The organism is Lactobacillus sp. VURO6/B1 (VP7), assembly GCF_058139575.1.
In genome coordinates this window covers 38,406-61,548 of record NZ_JBVOWJ010000008.1, presented here as the reverse complement: position 1 = coordinate 61,548, position 23,143 = coordinate 38,406, and the positions used below count along the sequence as shown (strand labels likewise).

The following is a 23,143-nucleotide window of genomic DNA, read 5'->3' as shown; positions in this document are numbered from 1 at the left end:
GAGATACATATAAGGAGGAATACTATGAACAGTTTAACTTGGGTAATTGTAATTATTGTTGTTTTATTAATTGCACTTTATATTACAGTTTACAACAGTTTACAAAAAGCCAAAGTATACACCGATGAATCTTGGAGTCAGATTGATGTACAACTGAAGCGGCGTAACGACTTGATTCCCAACCTAGTCGAAACAACTAAGGGCTACGCCAAACATGAAAAAGAAACATTGGAAAATGTTGTGCAATTGCGTAATCAGTTAACTAATATTCCCAGCGATGATCACGCCCAAACCTTAAAGGTTTCTAATCAAATTTCTGATGCCCTTAAATCAATTTTTGCCTTATCAGAAAACTATCCGGACCTTAAAGCCAACCAAAACTTCTTGAAACTGCAAGAAGAATTAACTAACACTGAAAACAAAATTGCCTATTCAAGACAACTTTACAATTCTTCTGCTGCACTTTACGACCAAAAGCTGTTAACTTTCCCGTCTAATATTGTTGCTCACATTCACGGCTTTAAGAAAGTTGACTACTTACAAACCAGTGAATCTGAAAAAGAAGTACCTAAAGTTAAGTTTTAAATACCAGGTCAATTTTTATGTTATTTCAACAAATTGCCAGCAATAAACGTAAAACCGTTGGGATTATGGGATTATTTGTCATTATTTTGGCACTTGTAGGGGCAGGTCTTGGTTATCTTTTTGGCGATCGTCCTGTTTTAGGATTAATTATTGCTGTGGTTTTTAGCTTGATTTACATGCTAATTGTCCTGCCTAACCCAGCCAATATGGTTATGAGTCTTAATCATGCTCAAGAAGTCCAAGAGCAAGATAATCCTGAACTGTGGCACGTTGTACAAGATATGGCACTGGTCGGTCGGGTGCCAATGCCGCGAGTTTTTATTATTGATGATCCCAGTCCTAATGCTTTTGCGACTGGACGCGATCCCAACCACTCTGCTGTGGCAGTTACTCAGGGCTTACTTGACATGATGAACCGCGAAGAACTGGAAGGCGTTTTAGGTCATGAGATTTCTCACATTAGAAACTATGATATTTTAGTTTCTACTATTGCCGCAGTATTAGTTGGTGTCATTTCTTATTTATCAGGTATTGCCAGTCGCTATATTTGGTGGATTGACGATGATCGCGACAGCGATAACGACAATGGTGGTACTATTGTTGTCATTTTTAAGATCGTGGCTATTGTATTTGTGTTAATTCTGGGTCCTATTTGTGCCAGTTTAGCGCAAATGGCATTATCGCGAAATCGGGAATATCTGGCTGATGCCTCTTCAGTAGAATTAACTCGCAACCCGCAAGGACTGATTTCTGCTTTAGAAAAGATTGACGGTTCCGAGCCCATGAAAAAAGCCGACCCTAGCAGTGCCGGCATGTATATTGAAGATCCTGTACGTAAAAAGCGCAGTTTTGCTCACTTATTTGACAGTCACCCGCCAACAGCTGACAGGATTAGCCGCTTAGAAAAAATGTAATAAAATAAAGCAACCTTTTTAGTCAAGGTTGCCTTTTATTTTAAGTTGATGTTTGCCTGTCTAAATAATTCGGCCCGCATTTGGACTGGCGTTTCATGATAATATTCACTAAATTTTTTATAAAAGAAGGACTTGCCACTGTAACCTACACGTGCAATTATTTCTTTTACGGAAATATCTGGTCGGGCAAGCAAATTTCGCGCCTCTTGCATACGCCTTTCATCAACATGTTCGACGAAACTTTTACCAGTTTTTTGTTTAACCAAACTTGAAAAGTAATTAGGATTAAAGCCAAAATGTTTAGCAGTGTCATTAAGTGTTATGTCAGTAAAGTGCGCATCAATATAATTCTCTAAATCAGTTTGAACAAATTGATGGTTGGTCACAGGTGCTGTCGCTAAATCTTGATTTCTAACTGCAGCAATTAATAACAAGTTTAACTCTGCTAAAATTACCTGACGGGTGTAAAGATCCTGATTAAGATATTCATCAATTACTTTTTTTAGTGCGTTTGCAGATATAGACAGTGCTGTACTATTCAAAAATAATAAGCGTTTTTGATTATAAGCGTCAGTAATTTCCTTAAACACCTTTTTTTCACGATGACTCATGGCAGAATAGCTTCCGAGAAAATCCAGCATCTTGAAATTATGGTCAAATTCTAACTTAACTAATATGTCGTTTTCTCCCTGCCGCAATATTTCATAATCACTTTTTCTCTGTAAAAATACGATATTGCCGGCTTTAAGCAAGAAATCCTGATCATTGATTCTGGCTTTTACCGAGCCCTGAGCTTCATATAATATAGTTGAAGCTGTAGTTTGGTAGCGATGAACCCCAGTATTACGATTTTCCAAAAACGCTCTAAATAAATCAAAATTATCATTTTTGGGTTTGATTCTTACCTCATTAGTGTCAGACTTAGTTGAATCCAAAATGCTGGCTAAATATTGTTCAAGTTTAACAGCTGCCATTATTTCACCTTCTTATGCAAATTTTAAAATATATAGATTTATTATATAGCAAAATTTCATCTTACTAATAGAATTTTGATATTTAGATTAAGGAGAGAATACTTGTGTATGTAGACATCTATTTTTCTTTTATGTATAATAAATTTAACATCGGGGTGCCCTAGAGGCTGAGAACAGACCCGTCGAACCTGCTATGGATAATGCCAGCGAAGGGAAAACGAAAGATTTTACATCGTCAGGCCTTATCCTGACGATTTTTTTGGTAACTAAAATGATTAAATTAAACAACCTGACTTTTTCATATGATAAGCAAAATAAAATATTAACAGATATTAATCTCACTATTCCCACTGGTGAACTTTCACTATTGGTTGGTCCAACCGGCTGTGGCAAATCTACATTATTAAAAATTCTAGCAAATTTATATCCTGAGTTTGCGGGCCAATTAAGAGGCAGCGTTAATTTAGGCGGACTAAAATCGGCTATGATGTTTCAAAATGCCAGTGAACAGTTTACGATGACAACACCGCGAGAAGAAATAATTTTTGCACTTGAAAATCTTTGTCTTAATAAAACGCAGTATACAAAACGCTTGAATGAAGCTGTTCAGTTCACACAGATTGATTATTTGCTTGATCAAAAAATTAATACAATGTCTGGCGGCGAGCAGCAAAGAGTTGCTTTAGCTGTACTTGTTGCGATGAATGTCGATCTTTTTTTACTTGATGAACCCTTTGCCAGCTGTGATCCAGCTGCTCGCAAATTCTTAATTGCTAAATTAGCTCACCTGCGTGATCAAGGGAAAACAATTATTTTAAGTGATCACGTATTAACTGACTATGAAGGCCATTGCGATAATCTGTTTCAATTTCAAGGTAAAGATTTGGTACAACTTTCTGCTAGTGAAAAAGAAAAACTGCTGCAAAAAAATACGGAATCCGTTTCTTATACTTTTGCCATCCCTAACGATGACAAAGAAATTTGTTTTAAACTCAAAAATACAGAGATTACACAAAATCGCTTACTTTTAAAGCAGGAACATTTAAATATCTTTTCTGGTAAAACCACTCTTATTACTGGAGCAAACGGGGTTGGCAAAACGTCTCTTTTTAACGCACTGACCAAAATGATCCCATATGCAGGCAGTTTAACCTATCACAAGCAGGAAATAAGTAAATTATCAGCTCGCAGGTATCTCCTTAAAGTGGGGCAAATTTTTCAAAATGCGACCGATCAATTTATCAACGTTTCTGTTGCGGATGAAATCAATTTAAGCAAAAAGCAACGAACCAACAATTATTTCACTGATGACAGAATAAATGAGGCTTTAGCCACCCTTAAGCTTGATTCACTGCTCGATCACGTGGTTTATTCATTATCTGGCGGGCAACAAAAGAAACTGCAAATCTTACTAATGTTAATCTCTGATCAGGATGTATTGCTAATTGATGAGCCCCTTAATGGCTTAGATGCAGATTCCGCTAAGAAGGTAATGGCTTTATTAAAAGAAAGTCAGATAGCACGCAGTCAAACGCTCTTAATTATTAGTCATGAACTAAGGAATCTGGCAGATTGGTGTGACTACCATCTCATCTTTAAAGACCAGCATTTAACCTATGTGAATAAATGAGGTGTGATCATGAATCCCAGTTTTAAATTTTTTCTAGCACTGATTATTTCGATAGAAATATCTCTTAAATCTAGCTTGTTAACTAATCTGTTAATCATCTTTTTTACCATAATTTATCTAATCTACAAACATATCAAAGTAAAGAACCTGCTTTTAACTTTATTAATGCCCTTAATTGCTGCATTTACGGTTTTTGCTACTTTATATTGGTTTGCACCTCAGCCTAATTTGCAAAATGCACTGAGTTTATCCAGTCGTATTTACGTCTATACGTTGACTATCTACTGTGTATCAATAGGAACTACTGCCACGGAATTAGCACGTTCTTTTGAGCAGAATTTTCATTTACCCAGTAAGTTTGCCTATGGAGTTTTAGCAGCTCTTAATATCGTTCCCAGAATGAAGGAAGCAGTTAAACAAATACGCACTGCCGGCATGATGAGGGGTGTTTATTTAAGCTTTTGGTCACCTGTTTTATATTTTAAAGCTATTCTTGTTGCGCTTAATTCGGCAGAAAATTTAGCACAGGGCATGGCTTCTCACGGATACCGTGAGAACGCTCGACGCTCAGTTATCGTGCCTGTTCCTGTTCAAAAAAGTGATTGGCTTAAATTGATTGTTATTCTGTTTTTAGTTAACCTGGCATTATTTACCTTAAAATAAAAAAGCGGACCTGCAGGTCCACTTTTTCTTTAGCCTAATTTATTTTGCCATAGTATAGCCTGTGACATTTATTTTGACTGACTGATCTGCATTGACGAAAATCTGAGGTTTTTCAGAAGTATAATACCGTTCTGAAAATACCAGCTCACCGTCATTTAAGAAAAATTCAATTGAACTGGTATCAATAAATACCCGGATTTTCAGATTGGACTTTGGTCTTAATCTACCATAGCGTCGAGAATCATCTGCCGGCTTATCAGCTCGAGTTAAAACTACTTCGTTATTCCTTTTGTTCCAAGTTAGTGTTACCAAATTTTCCTGCTCATTTTTGAGTACAAAATTAATATCACTGCCAGACCAATTTTCAGTTTCAGCTGTCAAAAGCAATTCCAAATGCTGCGAATCGGAAACATTAATCTGCTTTACCGAAGTCATCAACTTTTCATCAATTACTTTTTCTTGCCGCAGCTGTTTTAATTCTTTAACCGGCTTCATATATAGCTGATTATTCTTTAAAGTTAGTTCTCTGGGCAAGGTTAAAGCACCACACCAGCCATCAGCCTGTTCAGGAAAGTCAGCATGCCACATATCAAGCCAGCCAAAGACAATGCGCCGATTATCAGGTGATAACATCGTTTGCGCCGCGTAAAAGTCGTGGCCATGATCAAGTTCTTGAAACACTCCGTGTTCAAACTGATTTTGGTGATAATCCATCTTGCCGATGAAATATCCCGTTTGGTAAAGATTAAGATACTTTTTACCCTTTGCTGCAATTCCCTGTGGCGAACATAAGAGAACATCTTGCCCATTTAGTGAAAAAAGATCTGGACACTCCCACGTATATCCTTCATTATCTCTTTCCTGAGAAACCGCAATTGGTCCTAAATATTTCCAGTGCAATAAATCAGTTGACTTATAAGTAATTGCACGACCCAAACCTGCTTTATCTTGACTGCCAACAATAATATAATATGAATCCCCATGTTGCCATACTTTCGGATCACGAAAGTGCTGTGAGTTATCAGCCGGTGGTAAGGCAATTACTGGATTACCACTGTATTTTGTAAAATGAATACCATCATCACTGTATGCAACATTTTGCGTTTGGCAAAAACGGCTGTGATCATTCACATCATAATAATGATTGCCAGTATAGATCAGATATAAACGACCATCTTTTGCAATCGCACTGCCGGAATAACAACCATTGTCATCTTCAGGACTGTCTGGTGCCAGCGCTATTGGCAGTTCTTCCCAGTGAATCAAATCTTGACTGCGATAGTGTCCCCAATGCATCGGTCCTCTTTCAGATGAATAGGGATAATACTGGTAAAAAATATGATAGTAGCCTTGATAATACGAAAAGCCATTAGGATCATTCATCCATCCGGAAGGCGTTGAAACGTGATAATTAAGACGATAACGCTCATTAGTAATTTTTGCTGGAACTCGCATTTTTGTTTCTTCCTTATTTTGATAAATTTTAGTTCGCTTACTTGTTTAATTGCAAAATTAAATTGCCGTGATTTACTTCTGTATCCTTATTCTTGGTGGTAAAGCCATTTTTATATTCAGGGAATAATACCATGACTGTAGTTTGTTTACCAGCTGATTGAATAGCTTTTAAATCCATCTTAGCCAATGGATCGCCTGCTGCAATTTCTTGACCATCTTTTACTAAAATTGTGAAACCTTTGCCACCTAAATCAACAGTATCAATCCCCATATGCAATAATATTTGTACACCATTTTCACTCTTTAAGGTAATTGCATGCTTGGTCGGGAAAACAGATACCACTTTTCCATTAACGGGCGCAAAAATGTCGCCGGTAGTCGGCTGAATAGCAAAACCATCTCCAACTAATTTTTTGGAAAAAGTTTCATCATTAACTTTTTCAAGAGGTAAATACTCACCATCAACAGGTGCTAAGACGGAATTATCATCGGTAGCAACTAGTATTTTGCTTTCTTTGTGGTCCACTCTTCTCTTGTTTTCCGGTAATATCGGCCTAAATTTATTCCAAACCAGAATAAAAATAATTGGCAAAATAAATGCAATTAGGTTACCAATAACATACGGTCCAATTGGTCTGGCAACCGTTAAACCGGGAAGTACAGTAAGACCCTGCGCTAAACCTTTAACATTTAGCAGCTTCATGTAAACTCCACCAAATCCGGCTCCCAGAAACGAACATACGAAAGGTACAATACTGTATTTAAGATTAACAGCAAAGATAGCGGGTTCAGTAATTCCGACTAACGTAGGAATAAAACTTGAAATAGCAATATCACGATCTTTGGATTTTTGCTTTAAAATCAAGTACATCCCAATACAGCCACCGCCTTGGGCAATAATGGAAACTGACCAAATAGGTTGAATATAATCAAATCCTGTCTGCACAATTAAATTAGCTTCAATTCCCTGGATAGCTTGATGCGTTCCAGTTACCACTAAAGGTTGCAATCCTGCAGCAAAGACAAAGGCACCAAAAGCGCTCATTTTCATATAAAGGAAATTAATGATGCCGCCCAAAATATTCCCAATCCAGAGACCAAGAGGTCCAAAAATTAGAAATAGTGATAAATTGGCCGCCAGCAAAGTAACAGCAGGCACGAGTATATACGAAACAACTTGAGGTATATATTTAGTAGCTATTTTTTCAACCTTGGCCTGAAACCACGCAGTTAAAATTGCCGCAAAGACACCACCTTGGAAACCCACAGCAGCTATTTTTAGACCAAATAAATTCCAATACGCTGGATGAACTTGTCCCAGCACAAAAGCATTTCTATCAGCCAAATCAGGTGAAATCATGACAAAGCCGACTAATATCCCCAAAATTGGATTACCACCAAAGCGCTTAGTGGCTGAATACATTACTAATACGGGCAAGATTTTAAATGTAGTGGCGATAACATTTAAAAATTTACAAAAATCGCCCACATACACACTCTGCTGAGCCAGTGACTTGGTCATACCAAACATGCCCGGAGTAGCAAGCAGTGATCTTAAGCCTAAGATCATAGCAGCACCAATAAAAGCTGGAATTATAGGAATAAAGATATCACCAAAAACTTTAAAGGCTTGCTGAAATTTATTTTTGTTTTTGATACCGTAATCTTTAATTTGGTCAACTGATACTTCTTTAGTCCCAGAGATTTTAACAAAAGCATCATAAGCTTGTTCTACTGCTCCTGGACCAAATACTATTTGCAGTTGCCCGCTGTTGTAAATTACTCCTTTAGTGCCCTCAATGTTATTAAGTGCATCTTGGTCGGCCTTATTAGCATCTTTTAAGACAAGCCTTAATCTGGTAACACAATGAGTGGCACTAACAACATTATCTGCACCACCAACATTTTTTAAAACTTCTTGTGCAATTTTATTATAATCTGCCATTTATTTTGTTCCTCTTTTATCATTTACGATAATCATTGGAAAATTCAATTTGATCAAGTTGAAGAGTTCCGTTAGTCACGGTCACACTTAAAGTATGACCAAACTTATGGTAAACGCGGGCATTTAACGCAGTACCATCTAGGTAAATCGTTAGGATATTATCATCCACAATTACTTTTAGATCATATTCTTTACCAGCCTTTAAATTGATTGGTCTGTTAAGTCCCTTGTTCATTATTTGGTACCACCTGTAACAAGGATTTTTATCCAAAGTTAAGCAGTTCTCATCTAAATTAAATCTAAATTCATAAGATTCATCTGTTGCAGGATTTCGGTAAAGTCGAATAGAAAAATCACTAACAGATTTGCTAAAACTGATTTTAGTATGGAAATAGAAGTGTTCCCCCGTATCCTTAATAAGTTCTTTTTCTTCAAGAGTGTCTGTAGTTTGCAATTGCTGCGGTGGAATCTCTCTTTTATTTGCAAAGGCTGCACAAATTTCTGCAACAGGACGTACACCCAGCGTATTATCTGCTCGCTGGTAAATTTCTTGTGGCACAAAAGTACCGCCCCATTCATAATTGTTCATATCATTCAGACCAACTTTAGTGGGAACCCAGCCAAAGAGTACTCGGCGCTTGCCATCAAAAGCTGTTCTGGCAGCATAATAAGCTCGACCGTCAAAGGCTTCATCTTTAGGTTTGAGCCACGGACCATTCAGGCTTTTACTCATCCTGTAAAAAACCTTGTTTTTGACGCTATATTCTGAATAAATCAGATACCACCAATCACCCATTTTAAAAAGCTGAGGCATTTCAAACATGGTATATAAATTCGGAGCCCAGAAGTCACCCTCAAATTGCCAGTTCTCTAGATCTTTTGAAGTGTATTTGACAAGTCTTCCAGTCAACCGATGCTTATCTTGACCTTTGCGCGCTCCTAAAATCAGCAGGTATTCCTTTTTGGTATCATCCCAAATGACCGATGGATCACGCCAATTACGGTTATCATAACCAGGCTGTGGTTCGAGCTTTAAAGCATTCTTTGATTTCGTCCAGTGAATAAAGTCCTTACTGGTGGCGTGCAATAAGATTTGCGATGTCTTTCCTTCTTTTAAAAATTCCTTATTAAAACCTGTATAAAAGGCATGAATGGTGTCTTTAGTTTTAAAAACAGACCCAGCATAAACAAATTGGTCCCAGTCTTGAGCGCTGCCCCGCTTTAATACTTCTCCATAATCTTGGTAGTGCACAAAGTCTGTAGTGGTTGCTAGCGACCAGCCAAAAGGATCAGTAATAGGTCCATGAACTCGTTTATCTCGTTGATGGTAAATATAAAACTTACCATCCTGAGCGTAAGGCATAATATCTCCTACCCAAACGTCTTTAGGTTGATAATAAATTTGTTGATTATTAGTTGACTTTGAATCCATCGTTTCCTCCTTGTTAGCACTTACATTTACTATTGAATATACTGCAACCCGTTACATATGTCAACCGGTTACATATGTAAAATTAAAAAAAGCCAGTTAAAAAAACTGGTAATTATTAGACTGTATGCCCTATATAAAGGCTTACAGGAAGATTAAGGCGATCTGTTTCTTTTTTGCCGTTAATTTTATTTATTAATTTTTCCGTTGCTACTTGTGCTATTTGACCAATTGGTTGTCTGATTGTTGTTAATCTGGGATTATATAACAAAGTTTGCTTTGCCCCATCAAAGCCGATAACTTTGACATCTTCTGGTACTCTTTTACCATGCATCTCTAGATAAAAAATAGCTAATGAAGCTAATAAGTCATCTCCCGCAAAAATGCCATCAATTTGGGGATGATTCTGCAAATAATTTTCAATAGTCTCTTTCTTTTTAGCAGCACTCCACACAAATGGGACTTCCAGAACATTTTCAGGCAAATTATTCTTTTTCATTAAGTCTAAGTAAGCAGTTGAGCGATCGTTAGCCGGCAATTTGACAGAACTATCACCCCTAATATCCAGTATTTGCTGGCAACCACGGTCAATTAACAATTGCACCGCCATTTTGCCACCAGCATAATTATCACAGGCAACAGTTGTAGTATTTTCACCCAAATCACGATCAATTGCAACTATGGGCAACTTTGAATTTTGATAGCCGGACACATACTTATTATGCGTGCCAACAATAATGCCGTCTACTTGATTTTTACGGAGCATTGTCAAATAATCAATTTCTTTTTGGGGATTATTTAGACTGTTACAAAGAAGCATCTTGTACCCTTTTTGGGACAATAAATATTCTATGTCCTGTATTAATTCAGCCTGGAAAGGATGGACATTTGACGGGAAAATAACACCGACTGTATATGTTCTTTTTTGGTAAAGCGCACGAGCCAAATCGTTGGGATAATACTCTAATTTTTTCATAGCTACCTGGACTTTATCACGAGTTTCTTTGCTAATATAGCCCCTATTATTTAAAACTCGCGAAACTGTAGCTGTGGAAACATGGGCTTCCTCAGCAACTTCACGGATTCCAATTTTTTTCATACTAAAATTCCACCCTAAATATAATTTTAAAAATCAATCCTATGCATTTTTTAAAATGCCATTTGGTCTACTTATGATACGGGCTGCCACTATTAATCATAAATGCCCGATAGATTTGTTCAATTAAAACGACCCGCATCAACTGGTGTGGCAAAGTCAGTTCGCCAAAACTTAGCAGATCATCGGCCCGTTTGTTTACTTCCGGGCTGGTACCCAAACTGCCTCCAATTACAAAAGTTAAATCCGAATGTCCGTAGGTGGCCAGATCCTTTAGCTTGCGAGCGAATTCTTCACTGCTTCTCTGCTTACCCTTTATTGCAGTCACAAAAACATATTCTTTATCCTTGATTTTACTCAGGATTCTTTTTCCTTCTGTTTCCTTGACGCTTTTTTGTTCTGCTTGACTGAACTTTTCCGGTGCCTTCTCATCGGGCACTTCAGTTACTTCTACCTTGGCAAAACGGCTCAGCCTTTTTTGATATTCAGCGATTGCGTCTTTAAAATATTTTTCTTTTAACTTGCCTACACAAACAATTTTAATATTCATAATTGCTATTTTATCCCCCAATTCCCAAAGTTTCCACTTACTTTTTCCACAACTGTGTAAAGTTAAAAACTACATTTTGTGGTTTTGACCTTTAGTAAGCGAACAAATTGTGTTTTAAAAATTTTTTGGTATTTATCATCCTTGATTTACCCACATACAGATTTTTCATAGTTGCTTTTCACAAACTTTTGGGCCTAAAATACTGCTGTTAAGCCTTGAACTACTGTTTGTACTAATTAATTTTCACTATTATTTACACACAATTCACAGGTTGTCCACAATTTATCCCAACCGTTTTTGCGCATTTTATGCACAATCCACAAAGTTATCCACAATTGTCAACAAGATTTTTAGCTATGTTTTTTGCTTGACAATAATAGTTAACGAACTTTTATATGTTTCCCAACGTTAATGTTAAGAAAAAGGCTATACTTATGTTTAAAATCGCATAGTATAGCCTTTTTATCACTTAATTCTAGAATATTATTTGCTTAATCAGATTGTAATTTTACGCGTAAATTAATCTCTTTGCCGTTACGATTAATCGTCAAATTAATGGTATCTCCGACTTTGTGATTATACAAAATGCTGTGTAACGAAGCAACATCTGATACAGATTTGTTGTCAACTTTGATAATTACATCACCAGTCTTAATTCCGGCCGCAGACGCAGCACTGTGCTTAGAAACCGAAGCAATGTAAATACCGTTTTTCAGATTAGACTTAATGTTAAGTTGCTTTCTGTTGCTAGAAGGTATGCCTTGCAAAGCAATCACTTTAACTCCTAATTGCGGACGGACAATCTTGCCTTTTTTAACCAATTGATTAACTATAGTTACTACTTCATTGGACGGGATAGCAAAACCCATGCCCTCAACTGATGTGCCATCACTTGACTGCGAAAGCTTCATTGAGTTGATGCCAATGACTTGACCAGCAGAATTGACTAGTGCACCACCCGAATTACCCGGGTTAATAGCGGCATCCGTTTGAATAACTGTCTGCTGATTAGCAGAAGAAGTAGTGATACTTCGTGCCGGAGCCGAAACTATTCCTTGAGTAACTGTAGAAGCGTATTCGCTGCCAAGTGGCGAACCAACCGCAATTACCGTTTGACCAGCCTGTAAACTCTTAGAATCGCCAAATTCAGCTGTTTGAGTTACATAGCTGCTATCAATGGAAAGAACAGCCAAGTCCGTTGTAGCATCCGTACCTACAATACGTGCATTAACTGTTTTGCCATTGGACAGCATGACTTGCACTTTGTCACTGCCAGAAACAACGTGATTATTAGTTACAATATAGCCTTTATTGCCAGATCTCTGGTAGATTACGCCTGAACCCTCGCTATAGGTCTGCAATTTCCCCTTGCCTTTATTGTCATTATCGTCATCGCCAAAAATATCGAAAATCGAGTTGCTGCTACTTGATTGCCGTTTCATATTAATAACTGAAACCACAGCACCTTTGACATCATTATAAGCCGGCGTCATTGTGCCGCTGGTTTTGGCACTATTTCTGGAAGTCTTGGCACTATTTGAACTAATACTAGTTTCAGCATTATTATTCATATTAGCGTTATTAATTTGATCCAAGGCCACATATGAAGCACCACCACCGATTAATCCGGCAACAACACCAACAATAGCAGTTTTCATAAAACCATGCTGCTGATGACCAGAGTTTTGATTATTCATCATTTAATCTCCTTTACACATCTTTTTACTATACTAACAAATCTTGAAAAAAGATAAAAAGTTTCTTTAAATTTGTACTAAATTAGTTGGTTGAGCAGGATCAGTCAAAATAATTTTAACATCACTCGGCAAATCAGCATCCCCATCAACCATTATTTTTTTAGCAGCATTATAAGCCAATTTTGCCGTATTATTATGCTGGCTTCTGTGTGCTAAAAAAATGTGTTCAGTTTTACTTGTCACTACATCCAGTAGTGCCTGACCGGCATCATCATTTGATAAGTGTCCGACATCTGACAGAATGCGTTGCTTTAAGCCCCAGGAATACGGGCCATTACGCAACATCATGTCGTCATAATTAAATTCCATGAGATAGGCATCCGCATCCTCGATCACGCTTTTTACTTTACGAGAGACATAGCCGGTATCTGTCAAAAAAGCGATGCGCTTACCGCCACTGGTAAAAACGTAATATTGCGGCTGGGCCGCATCGTGACTGGTCGCAAATGCTGTCACATCCAAATCGCCAAAAGTCTTGGTTTGCCCTGGCTCAATAATATTAATTTGTTCAACCGGTATTTGCCCAATTTTTTGTGTTTCAGTTAAATATTCCCAAGTACCACTGTTGGCAAAAGCCGCAATTTGAGGGTAACGCCGCATTAAAACTCCTAGTCCTTTGCTGTGATCTGAATGGTCATGGCTTAAAAAGACCATGTCAATGTCTTTAATGTCAACGCCAACTTCACTCAATAAAGTCTTGATTTTTTTACCTGATAAACCTGCATCCATTAAAATTTTATGCTGACCAGTTTCAATTAAGCTGGTGTTACCAGTCGAACCGCTGGCTAAAACAGAAACCTGCACCGCATTATCCCTTCCTAGTTTTTCTGTACATTAACATTATATGAGCTGCCCTGCAAGATTTGTGCTGTAAATGCATTAACTCTTTTAACAGTGATATTCTTAGTAGTTTTATTTTCAACTTGAATTAACCATGTAGGCAATAAAATTGTGCTGCCGCGAACATCTGTCAATTTAGAATAGCCTAAAATAACCCGCATTACCCGTGAATTGTTGGCAATTTCCCTATCAGTATACATGGCTTTAACTGCATGCCACGCACTGATAATTAACTGTGGTTCTCGAACTGCTTTAATAGGACCCATATAATAAATAGTATAGTTAGTAATTTGATTATTGCGCACATTAATTGTTAACTGCGCGTCACTGTCATAAATACGACCATAATCAGTATTCTGTACATAACAATAGGTATTGTCACCAGACATGCTGGGTTCAAACTTAAATGTTTTACCATAAGGAACATTTTTAGGATCATTTTTAAAATCCTCCAGCTGCTGCATATTATTTTTACGATTGCCACTGAGCAAAATCATGGACTTTGGTGTACCAGTTAAAGAATTGTCACTTTTGGAATAATGTGTAGTAACTTGTGTAAGGCCACTGCTTTTACCAGAAAGATAATCACGATTTTTAACGGCTAAATAATAACCGGACTGTTGTTTATGTGAAATATGCAGTGGCACATCAATACCATCCGCACGCATCTCAGCACGAATGCTCGTTGCAGTAGAACCGGAAGTATTGCTTAAACTAATAGGCGAACGCCAAATTTCAATTCCTAAATAAATATCGATTAACAAGAAAATAATGAAAAACAACCATTCTATTCTTTTACGGTCCATCTTATTTCCCTTCTTCCGTTAATGTCTGCCTATATTTATTCAGGGCAAGAAAATCTACTTTCTCCCATTCGGCTAAACTCTTCCACTCATCATATGCTTTGACATAATATCCTGGTACCAGGTTAACCAAGTGGTCGTGTGATTTGTCCTTTTCAACCTTAAAGGCTACTATTATACGTTGAATTTCATTTTTTCTCATACCGGCATTTACTAATCTTTGCATCACTGCTGTACTTGTCGGCAAAGTTTTCGTTTGCCCATCAAAAGGTATTGGAATTTGCAAATCTGTATTATTAAAATCAACTTTTACAGCATCTTCAGTGAAAGTGGTTGCAACTTGTGGGTTATTTTTATCCCAAAAGACTGGTATGCCTTCAATATAGTTAATGTAGCTTATAGAATCATTTATAGTATCAAAGTAACGCAAATCCTGCTCGCTTAAACCTAATTTATGAACAAAATCTACGCTCTCTAAAAGCTGCTCATTAAGTGATATGTCTTTACGTTTCTCATAACGGGTATAGTGAAAATCATGTCGTTCAGTTTTAGCCTTAGGAACGCGCAAATTGGTATAGTAATTTAGCGAGTACGTAGTCCAGCCTTTTTTATTAGAGCGAGTTGTCACGTTAGTAGTACCTAGGAGCCGAGAGACAAAATACGAATCAGTTTGGGTATTAGTAAGATAGCTATATATTTTCCAATGGTCTTGCTTAGTAAAGAATACCTCATAACAATTTTTTAGACGTACAAATTCTACTGGAACTCTGCCTTGAGCTCTGCTGGCATAATTGCGTAGTTTAGAAAAATTGCCTTTAATTAAATGAACCCGGTAAACTGTATAAGTCTTATCATTTCCAAGGTAAAGATAATTATTGCTGTCTGTCACAAAGACACGTCGAAATTGTACATCATCTTTTTTAACGCTTTTCCTAGTAAACAAGTTGATGCTAACCTCTTTAGGAAAGCTTAGCTGAATACAATTTTCATCATGCAGCATTTTTTCATACTGCTTTTTCCCCGTGCTGATTTTATTAATACTACGGTATCTCACTCCTTTCACTTCTTTGACAAATTCCAGTGGCAAATTCTTTTTAGCATCATATAAACGATATAATTGACCATTTCTAAAGCCATAAGAATTAGTAGGAATATACAGGTTGGAAGCAATGCGGTCACGCCTGTTTTTTGTTTGTTCAGTTACTCTGTTTGTTTGATTAATATGATTAAAATACTGGTCATTAGTCATGATAAAAATCCAGAGAACGATCGAGAGAACGAAAACAGCCACTGTTCCCAGTAAAAGCAGCGCATCGCCGAGCTTAAATTTAGACTTCATCCCAATCATCCCCTTCACTCATTGGTTCATAAGGTAGTGCAATATAAAAAATAGAGCCGTTGCCTTCACTACTATTGGCCCAAATATGACCGTGATGTTCCTCCACAATCTCTTTAGCAATCGCAAGACCCAGACCGGTGCCGCCTTGAGCCCGAGAACGAGCTTTGTCAACACGGTAAAAGCGATCAAATATTTTAGTCAGATCTTCACGTGGAATGCCTAAACCTTGATCAGCAATACTGAGAACAATCCGCTTTTGTTCAGAATGAAGTTTAACTGTGATTGTCCCGCCATTAGGTGAATACTTAATTGCATTATTCATGATATTATCAATTACTTGCGCAAACTTATCTGTATCAATTTCTACCCACAATGCCTGCGTACCTAATTCACGCTTAATAGTATATTTTTTGTTTTCTTTTTTATCCGTTTTGACAATCATGTCAAAGCGATCAAGGATATGAGCTACAAAGTCATTAAAGTTAACCCATTCCACATCAACTTTAGAAACTCCTCTGTCCATGCGCGACAAGCTGAGAAGTTCACTAATCATTCGGATCATGCGCTCGGTTTCTTCTTGCGTTACCTGTAAAAATTTAGGAGCAACATTGGGATCTTTCCAGGCCCCTTCATTTAAAGTTTCAATGTACGCGTGCAGACTAGTAAGCGGGGTACGCAACTCATGAGAGACATTAGAGACAAACTGCTTTTGTGAATTTTCATTTTTCTGTTGTTCAGTAATATCGTGCAAAACACAAACACTACCGGAAACAAAACCTGTCACCCTTTTAATAAGAGAAAAGCTGGCATGTAAAATGACTTCGTCGCGTGTTCCCTGACCGATTGTAATCACAATTCCCTTTTGGCTGCCAATCAGATCCTGCGAAGATTCTTTCAGACCTAGAACTTCAGCAATTGGCTTATTAATAATTTTATCTTCTGTTTGATTCAAAAAGTTGAGCGCCATCTGGTTAACAACGTTAACATTACCGTGCCTGTCAGTAGCAAGGACACCATCACTCATATGGGACAAGACGCTGTCCAGTCTGCGCTGCTCACTTTCAGATTCTTCTTGTGAACGTTCAATTCTAACAGATAATGTGTTAAAAGCCTGCCCCAATTGACCCAACTCATCATTTGAATAGATCTTTACTTGGCTTGAATAGTCACCGTCAGCAATACTAAGAGCCTGCTTTTGCATTTCCTCAATCGGTTTAGTAATCGCATGGGAAACAACTAGCGATAAAATGGCACCCATTACCGCCGCAATTAAAGAAGTAACTAAGAACATCAGTGAAATATTACGCAAGTCATTGAAAACTCCCTGCATCGACGCGCGCACATAAATCGCACCAACTGTATTAGCGGAACCGTTGCCAGCATTCAAAGGGGTAACCTGCACCATATAATCGCCGTGATTATTAACTACTTTAGTTGCCTGCCTGCCAGTGGAAGTTACCTGCTTTACCAGCGTATTATTGACTCGCTGACCAATCCGGTTTTTATCATTTAAATTTGAAACCGCACGAATGATATCCTTATTGTCTACAACAATAATTTCACTAATTGTGCCAATACCATTGCTATAATCATTGACAATCCTGTTTAAATTACTGTCAGTATGCTTATTGTCTTTCAATAATTGTGTTGACAATTGGTTTGATACAATGGGCAAAACCTGAATTGAAGATTGAAAATTTTCAATACTGTTTTGCTCTAATTGGCGGGTAAAATAAGCACCAATAACCTCAATTGTGGCAATGATCATGGCCATAAATACAATGGCTAAAGTAGTATTAATAGAAATAGTTAAATGTTTAAACTTATTCTTGATTTTTTTCATAATTTTACAAAATTAAATAAAAAGAAAGCCGCGCTTGCTAAACATTGCGGGGCTTTCTTTGCTAGTCTTCATTAGGCTGTTTTACGTAATAGCCAACACCACGCCGAGTTACTAAAATCTGTGGCTGGATTGGATTATCTTCAATTTTTTCACGCAAACGGTGTACAGTAACATCGACTGTCCGGACATCACCAAAGTAGTCATAGCCCCAAACAGTCTGTAAAAGATGCTCCCTGGTCATTACCTGATCCATATGCTGTGCTAAATAATAGAGCAACTCAAATTCACGGTGAGTCAGCTCAATCTTTTTGCCTTCTTTTTCAACAATATAAGCGTCTGGCATAATAACTAGATTGCCGATGGTAATATTTTTCGTGGAACTGCCATCACTAGCACTTTCATCTTTTTTGACGATATTGCGCCGACGCAAATTAGCCTTCACCCGCGCTACTAATTCACGGTTAGAAAAAGGCTTAGTCACATAATCGTCTGCGCCCATTTCCAGACCTAAAACTTTATCAATTTCAGTGTCTTTTGCTGTCACCATGATGATAGGCATATCATGAGTTTGTCTTACTTCACGTGCTACATCTAAACCGTCTTTTTTGGGTAGCATCAAGTCTAAAATCATTAAGTCAGGATTATATTCGTCAACTTTCTTGATAGCCTCTTCGCCATCATACGCAGTGTCGACGTCAAACCCTTCTTTTGTCAAATTAAATTTAATAATATCAGAAATTGGTTTTTCATCATCAACAACGAGAATTCTCTTTGACATCGAAAAGCCCCCTTTTGTGATCATTATACTGGTTTTTAGTTTATTAGCCAAAAAAGTCACCAAAATTTAATAAAAAAACTTGCATTTCAGTGAAAATAATAGCATAATAGTCTCCGTTGGTTATTTGTAATAACGCTTATGGGTGGCTAGCTCAGCTGGCAGAGCAACGGACTCTTAATCCGTGGGTCCAGGGTTCGAACCCCTGGCCACCCATTGATAATTAAAGGTAGTAATCACTTGGTTGCTGCCTTTTTTGTTTGTCAAAAGACATTAAACCTTTATATAATATCAGATCAGTTTCATTTGTCAATTCTATTGTATTTGTTATTGTTTTAAACAATTAATCCAGCACTTTTTCAGCAAAAGCATTGATTCAACAGTATTTTATCTACTCACTTTACTTTTGCAAAACCTCATGAAATTAACAAATAAAAGCAACAAACTATAGCTTCATAACTACAAATTCTGCCCTAAGCAAATGTTAAGCAGAATTCTTTATACTTTTTTATCTAAAAGCCTTGTCAAAAGCCGAATTAATTGTTATCATAATTAACTGTCAACAGAAATGGTGACGGGTGGCTAGCTCAGTTGGCAGAGCAACGGACTCTTAATCCGTGGGTCCAGGGTTCGAGCCCCTGGCCACCCACCATAATAAAAATAGCACTGCAAGTAGTCGGTGCTTTTTTTATTGCTTTTAAAAAATTCAGTTTGAAGGAGACTTTCTAGTCCCCTTTTTTGTTTTCATAATCTGCAATATCCGTTAGAACTTGTTCTGCCAGTTCTTTGACAGTGGCACTTGTCAGCTTGCGCTCTTTTTCGCCAAGTGTATCTTGTTCAAGCCACCATTTTTCGAGAGTCTCAAGCGGAAAAGGACTTTCTTTTTCTTCATTATTTTTTACGGTTTGCGCAAAAGAAATATCTAAGTAATAAACGAATGCTCCTGCACTAAATTCATGAATTATTTTAGTTAAAGTTGTGCCATAAATCCTTTTGGGCAGTATCCCTTCCAATATAATTATAGGGTAGTATTGTTTGCCCCATTCAATCATTAATTCTATTAGACTGGCAGTTGGTGCCGTCTCCTTTTCCTTAACATGCAAAATATCAAGGCGCAATAAATCTTCATGTAAAAGCAAACATCTTTGGTAGCCGAAATGATTTTGTAAACAATTGGCTAGGACAGTTTTGCCACTGCCAGAATTTCCTCTAATTAAAATAAAAATTGGTGTCATTGAATATTTTTCCTTTCAATACCGGTGACTAAAGAATTAACGTTACTATTTAAATTATATTATTAAGCTTTTATATTTTTAATATTAGAATAATGCACATAAGATATAATTAATACATTAAATTATCAAAGTAGGCAATATTAATGAAGAAAAAATGGTTAATAGGAGTAAGCAGCATTTTAGGCTTGCTCTTAGTTACAATTGTCCTGTTTCACACTTATGAACAAAAAAGTTCGCATACGGATACGGAAGAAGTCAATTCTGGCAATACGAAAAAAGCTCATTTTAAAGCTACGCCTACCATTTATTTGCATGGCTATGGTGCTGGTGCTCGCTCGAGTGCAGGAATGATTGCATATGCAGAACAGCATAATGATGCACACAAGGTATTAACAGCTAAAATTTCTCCTGCAGGTAAGGTTGAATTACAGGGAAATTGGCCCCGCAAAACTAAAAGACCGCTTATTCAAGTAATTTTGCAAGATAATAAAAACAGCAACTATTACACAACGCGAGAGTGGTTTCACAACTTGATAATATGTTTAAAACAAAAATACCATATTAAGCAATATAATACCGTAGCTCATTCTATGGGAAATATCATGACTCTCTCTTATCAGTTAAAATACGGACAGGATCGCAATTTGCCTCGATTAAAAAAGCAGGTCAATCTTGGTGCGCCATTTAATGGTATTATTGGTTTAGATGAGAAGCCCAATCACAATTATCTGCTTAAAAATGGGAAACCAAAATATATGACCCAATCCTATCAGTATTTTTTAACGCATCGTCATAACTTTCCAAACAATGTATCAGTGTTGAATATTTTTGGCAATAAAGAAAATGGTACCAATTCTGATGATGACGTCAGTTGCGTTTCAGCCCAGTCTTTACGATATTTGTTGCGTGGCAAAGTAAATTACCATGAAATTGAAATTAAAGGTGCAGGTGGACAACACAGTAAGTTGCACGATAATTCCAAAGTAGATCAGATTATCGGTCAGTTTCTGTGGGCTAATTAACTATTAATTCTATAAATTATTTTAATATTTTTTTCATAAATTATAGAGTATAATAAAAAGAAAAAGGATATTTTATAGTGACAGGAGAAGAATGATGACTCCACTAATTGAAAACTTCATCTCAAAATTGGCTCTGAATTTAACATCTTTATCTAAATTAGAGCAAAAATATACGCTCGCTTTCTACCGTGATTTTCTGCTGGACGGTGATTTTCAAACAAAAGAAGAAATAGTTAAAGAACTAGGTACGCCAGATGACCTGGCAAAAGAAATCAAGCAGGATTATGTTAAATTTTTAACAGCAGTTACTGCCTCTGCTAATGACCCCCATGCCAGTGATAATTACTTTAATGGCTTGCGTGTCAAAAGATATCCCCGCAGAAAGCGTACCATTGCCCTTGAAAACTTCAATCAAGTAAAATTGGCAGTTAAGACTACAGACGTAATTATTCATCAAGGCAGTCAATTTCAAATAACCGTAGCAGATTACAGTAGCAGACCCATAGAAACTAATTTAGTCAAGCAAACGTTGGTTGTTAAAGAGACTCCTATCGAGCTAAAAAACGGTGTAATCATGTTCAACAGGCTCACCGCTGTCAGTCGCGTGGAAATCACTGTTCCTAAATTAGATTCTTTAACTAAAATTAGCGGACAAAGTCACAATGGTGACATCATGTTGCAAAATCTAAAACTTAAAAGCATCGTACTTAACCTTCATAATGGTGACATATACATCAATAATGTCAGAGTTTCAGATGAATTTATTTTTGCCGGCCAGAACGCTGATTGCTTTGTTACTCAGTCAAAAATTGCTCAGTTATCCAGTAAAGTTCAAAACGGAGACGGCGGTTTTAAACGCAGCATCCTTAAGCAAATAATTACCCAAACAGATGATGGAGATATAGAAATTAACCAATGCCATGCTAACATCAGTTTACAAGCACAGGATGGAGATGTTCTGATCAGGAAAAGCCAGCTAACCGATCAAAATATTGTTAAGAGTACGAATGGCGATTTGAAGTTAGGTCAACTTGCCCATGACATCAGTGTGCAGCTTAAAGTAAACGGTGGCGACATTATTTATCGTAATTCCAGTATTGGCAATAGTTTTAACAGTCAAAGTATGCAAAGTGACTCGTTAATAGCAACCTTAAGGGATGGAGATATAATCATTAAATAAAAGTAGGACGCAGCTGATGTGACCCCCGAGATTAAGACAATTTCGGGGGTCTTATTTTTTGTATTATTTATGGAAAATTTAGGTTCAGTACTTGCTAATTTCCTAAACCTAAATTAAAATATTATATATCATATAATATTAGGGGAGGCAAAGCATGGCAATCCAAATACCAACTCGTTTGCTAGATGGTGCGGTTTTAGCTTTTCTAAAACAAGATGATCTGTATGGCTACGCTTTGACACAAAATGTGCAAAAGATTTTTTCTATCTCCGAGTCAACTATCTATCCTGTTTTACGCAGATTAAAAAAGAATAACTGCTTAACAACTTATGATGAGCCTTATCAGGGACGCAACCGGCGCTATTATCATATTACTGACGAAGGGATAAAGTTGCTAAATACAATTCAAGATGAATGGCAAGATTTTAGTGCAAGAGTTAATCAAGTATTAGGAGGGCAAAATGACCAAAGTAATTGATGATTATATTTCCGAACTAGAACAAAACTTAGATGATTTGCCTGAAAAAGATCGCGAAGACGTTGTCGAATTTTACCACGAATTTTTATTGGACGGTGACTTCATCAGACGTTCTACCATCGAAGCTGAACTAGGAACGCCCAAACAATTAGCAATCAATATTTTAGCCGATTATTCAAGCAAAGATGATTCTGTTTCTCTAGCAAAGAAGACTCCGAAGTCAAACCTAAAGGCCAGCTGGTACATTTTATTAGGAATTTGTGCTGCTCCAATTGGCATCCCACTCGTTTTAGCAATTTTATTCGTGCTCTTCTTTATACTCGCAGTTTTCTTTGGCTTATTTTTTGCGATAATAGCCTTTTTGTTTAAATTCTTTGTCGGTGGCGGCCTAAACTTTCTTAAATCTTTATCCCTGCTATTCACTAACAACTGGCCAGTCGGCTGTCTTTACTTGGGTAAATCTTTAATTTGCATTGGCATTATTCTTTTATTACTCCCATTCATTATCAAATTAGGCAAAATTTTAATTGCCAAGTGTACCCAGTTTATGCGTAACCTTGGTAAAAATATTTTAAAGAAAAATTATTTTCAAACTAATACCGGAAAAAATACAGATAAGGAAAAATAAAA

The 23,143-nt window shown here is 37.0% G+C and carries 20 protein-coding genes, 2 tRNA genes, 2 pseudogenes and 1 riboswitch; of the genes and pseudogenes, 10 read left to right on the top strand and 14 right to left on the bottom strand.

What is annotated here, in order from left to right; translation table 11 throughout:
* Positions 1-24: 24 nt before the first annotated feature.
* Positions 25-585, top strand: coding sequence for a LemA family protein (locus ACZ2M0_RS05815; protein WP_045927388.1), 561 nt, complete (start codon positions 25-27; stop codon positions 583-585).
* A gap of 17 nt (positions 586-602) precedes the next feature.
* On the top strand, positions 603-1,499 hold the full coding sequence (gene htpX / locus ACZ2M0_RS05810) for a zinc metalloprotease HtpX (protein ID WP_490058830.1): 897 nt from the start codon (positions 603-605) through the stop codon (positions 1,497-1,499).
* A 35-nt stretch (positions 1,500-1,534) separates the two neighbouring features.
* Here the strand turns inward: htpX and ACZ2M0_RS05805 are convergent, their stop codons facing one another.
* On the bottom strand, positions 1,535-2,473 hold the full coding sequence (locus ACZ2M0_RS05805; RefSeq protein ID WP_490058829.1) for an AraC family transcriptional regulator: 939 nt from the start codon (positions 2,471-2,473) through the stop codon (positions 1,535-1,537).
* A 141-nt stretch (positions 2,474-2,614) separates the two neighbouring features.
* A riboswitch (TPP riboswitch) is annotated at positions 2,615-2,705 on the top strand.
* A 39-nt stretch (positions 2,706-2,744) separates the two neighbouring features.
* On the opposite strand from ACZ2M0_RS05805, the gene ACZ2M0_RS05800 reads away from it, so the two are divergent.
* Positions 2,745-4,103, top strand: a complete 1,359-nt coding sequence (locus ACZ2M0_RS05800; protein ID WP_490058828.1) for an ATP-binding cassette domain-containing protein — start codon at positions 2,745-2,747, stop codon at positions 4,101-4,103.
* A 9-nt stretch (positions 4,104-4,112) separates the two neighbouring features.
* The gene (locus ACZ2M0_RS05795; RefSeq protein WP_265893523.1) at positions 4,113-4,766 is read left to right on the top strand and encodes an energy-coupling factor transporter transmembrane component T family protein; all 654 of its coding nucleotides are present in this window, start codon (positions 4,113-4,115) and stop codon (positions 4,764-4,766) included.
* 39 nt (positions 4,767-4,805) lie between these two features.
* On the opposite strand, the gene ACZ2M0_RS05790 is transcribed toward ACZ2M0_RS05795, so the two are convergent.
* The 12 genes and pseudogenes from ACZ2M0_RS05790 to yycF form a co-directional block, all read right to left on the bottom strand.
* The gene (locus tag ACZ2M0_RS05790; protein ID WP_490058827.1) at positions 4,806-6,221 is read right to left on the bottom strand and encodes a glycoside hydrolase family 32 protein; all 1,416 of its coding nucleotides are present in this window, start codon (positions 6,219-6,221) and stop codon (positions 4,806-4,808) included.
* Between the two features lie 37 nt (positions 6,222-6,258).
* Positions 6,259-6,690 (bottom strand): annotated as a pseudogene (locus tag ACZ2M0_RS05785) (PTS sugar transporter subunit IIA); the annotation flags it as partial.
* Positions 6,691-6,747: 57 nt separating this feature from the next.
* Positions 6,748-8,166: pseudogene (locus tag ACZ2M0_RS05780) on the bottom strand (PTS transporter subunit EIIC); the annotation flags it as partial.
* A 19-nt stretch (positions 8,167-8,185) separates the two neighbouring features.
* Positions 8,186-9,598, bottom strand: a complete 1,413-nt coding sequence (locus ACZ2M0_RS05775; RefSeq protein WP_223902753.1) for a family 43 glycosylhydrolase — start codon at positions 9,596-9,598, stop codon at positions 8,186-8,188.
* Between the two features lie 115 nt (positions 9,599-9,713).
* Positions 9,714-10,694, bottom strand: coding sequence for a LacI family DNA-binding transcriptional regulator (locus tag ACZ2M0_RS05770; RefSeq protein WP_490058826.1), 981 nt, complete (start codon positions 10,692-10,694; stop codon positions 9,714-9,716).
* Between the two features lie 67 nt (positions 10,695-10,761).
* Positions 10,762-11,241: a 23S rRNA (pseudouridine(1915)-N(3))-methyltransferase RlmH gene (gene rlmH, locus ACZ2M0_RS05765; RefSeq protein ID WP_223902751.1), complete on the bottom strand. Its 480-nt coding sequence runs from the start codon at positions 11,239-11,241 to the stop codon at positions 10,762-10,764.
* A gap of 491 nt (positions 11,242-11,732) precedes the next feature.
* A complete protein-coding gene (locus ACZ2M0_RS05760; RefSeq protein ID WP_198180153.1) occupies positions 11,733-12,941 on the bottom strand; it encodes a S1C family serine protease in 1,209 nt (402 codons plus the stop codon).
* A 63-nt stretch (positions 12,942-13,004) separates the two neighbouring features.
* Positions 13,005-13,802 carry an MBL fold metallo-hydrolase gene (locus ACZ2M0_RS05755; protein WP_223902749.1) on the bottom strand — a complete coding sequence of 266 codons (798 nt, stop codon included), beginning with the start codon at positions 13,800-13,802 and terminating at the stop codon, positions 13,005-13,007.
* Between the two features lie 14 nt (positions 13,803-13,816).
* Positions 13,817-14,644, bottom strand: a complete 828-nt coding sequence (locus ACZ2M0_RS05750; protein ID WP_223902748.1) for a two-component system regulatory protein YycI — start codon at positions 14,642-14,644, stop codon at positions 13,817-13,819.
* 1 nt (position 14,645) lies between these two features.
* Positions 14,646-15,980 (bottom strand): hypothetical protein, encoded by a 1,335-nt coding sequence (locus ACZ2M0_RS05745; protein ID WP_373868657.1) that lies wholly within the window; start codon positions 15,978-15,980, stop codon positions 14,646-14,648.
* Complete coding sequence (gene walK / locus ACZ2M0_RS05740; protein ID WP_490058825.1) at positions 15,970-17,823, bottom strand: cell wall metabolism sensor histidine kinase WalK; 1,854 nt, start codon at positions 17,821-17,823, stop codon at positions 15,970-15,972. The genes ACZ2M0_RS05745 and walK overlap by 11 nt, the downstream gene beginning before the upstream one ends.
* Before the next feature lie 61 nt (positions 17,824-17,884).
* A complete protein-coding gene (gene yycF / locus ACZ2M0_RS05735) occupies positions 17,885-18,601 on the bottom strand; it encodes a response regulator YycF (RefSeq protein ID WP_045927377.1) in 717 nt (238 codons plus the stop codon).
* A gap of 140 nt (positions 18,602-18,741) precedes the next feature.
* Between yycF and ACZ2M0_RS05730 the strand changes: the two genes are divergently transcribed.
* Positions 18,742-18,814, top strand: a tRNA-Lys gene (locus ACZ2M0_RS05730).
* A gap of 360 nt (positions 18,815-19,174) precedes the next feature.
* Positions 19,175-19,250, top strand: a tRNA-Lys gene (locus ACZ2M0_RS05725).
* Between the two features lie 73 nt (positions 19,251-19,323).
* On the opposite strand, the gene ACZ2M0_RS05720 is transcribed toward ACZ2M0_RS05725, so the two are convergent.
* On the bottom strand, positions 19,324-19,833 hold the full coding sequence (locus tag ACZ2M0_RS05720) for a zeta toxin family protein (RefSeq protein ID WP_122051780.1): 510 nt from the start codon (positions 19,831-19,833) through the stop codon (positions 19,324-19,326).
* 143 nt (positions 19,834-19,976) lie between these two features.
* Between ACZ2M0_RS05720 and ACZ2M0_RS05715 the strand changes: the two genes are divergently transcribed.
* The 4 genes from ACZ2M0_RS05715 to ACZ2M0_RS05700 all read left to right on the top strand — a co-directional run bounded on the left by ACZ2M0_RS05715 (position 19,977) and on the right by ACZ2M0_RS05700 (position 23,141).
* Positions 19,977-20,855 carry an alpha/beta hydrolase gene (locus ACZ2M0_RS05715; protein ID WP_223896765.1) on the top strand — a complete coding sequence of 293 codons (879 nt, stop codon included), beginning with the start codon at positions 19,977-19,979 and terminating at the stop codon, positions 20,853-20,855.
* A gap of 94 nt (positions 20,856-20,949) precedes the next feature.
* A complete protein-coding gene (locus ACZ2M0_RS05710; RefSeq protein WP_490058824.1) occupies positions 20,950-22,035 on the top strand; it encodes a DUF4097 family beta strand repeat-containing protein in 1,086 nt (361 codons plus the stop codon).
* Positions 22,036-22,189: 154 nt separating this feature from the next.
* Positions 22,190-22,513: a PadR family transcriptional regulator gene (locus ACZ2M0_RS05705; protein ID WP_122051777.1), complete on the top strand. Its 324-nt coding sequence runs from the start codon at positions 22,190-22,192 to the stop codon at positions 22,511-22,513.
* Entirely contained in the window at positions 22,497-23,141 is a 645-nt protein-coding gene (locus ACZ2M0_RS05700) for a DUF1700 domain-containing protein (protein ID WP_490058823.1), read from the top strand. Before ACZ2M0_RS05705 ends, ACZ2M0_RS05700 begins: the two co-directional genes overlap by 17 nt.
* Positions 23,142-23,143: the final 2 nt, after the last annotated feature.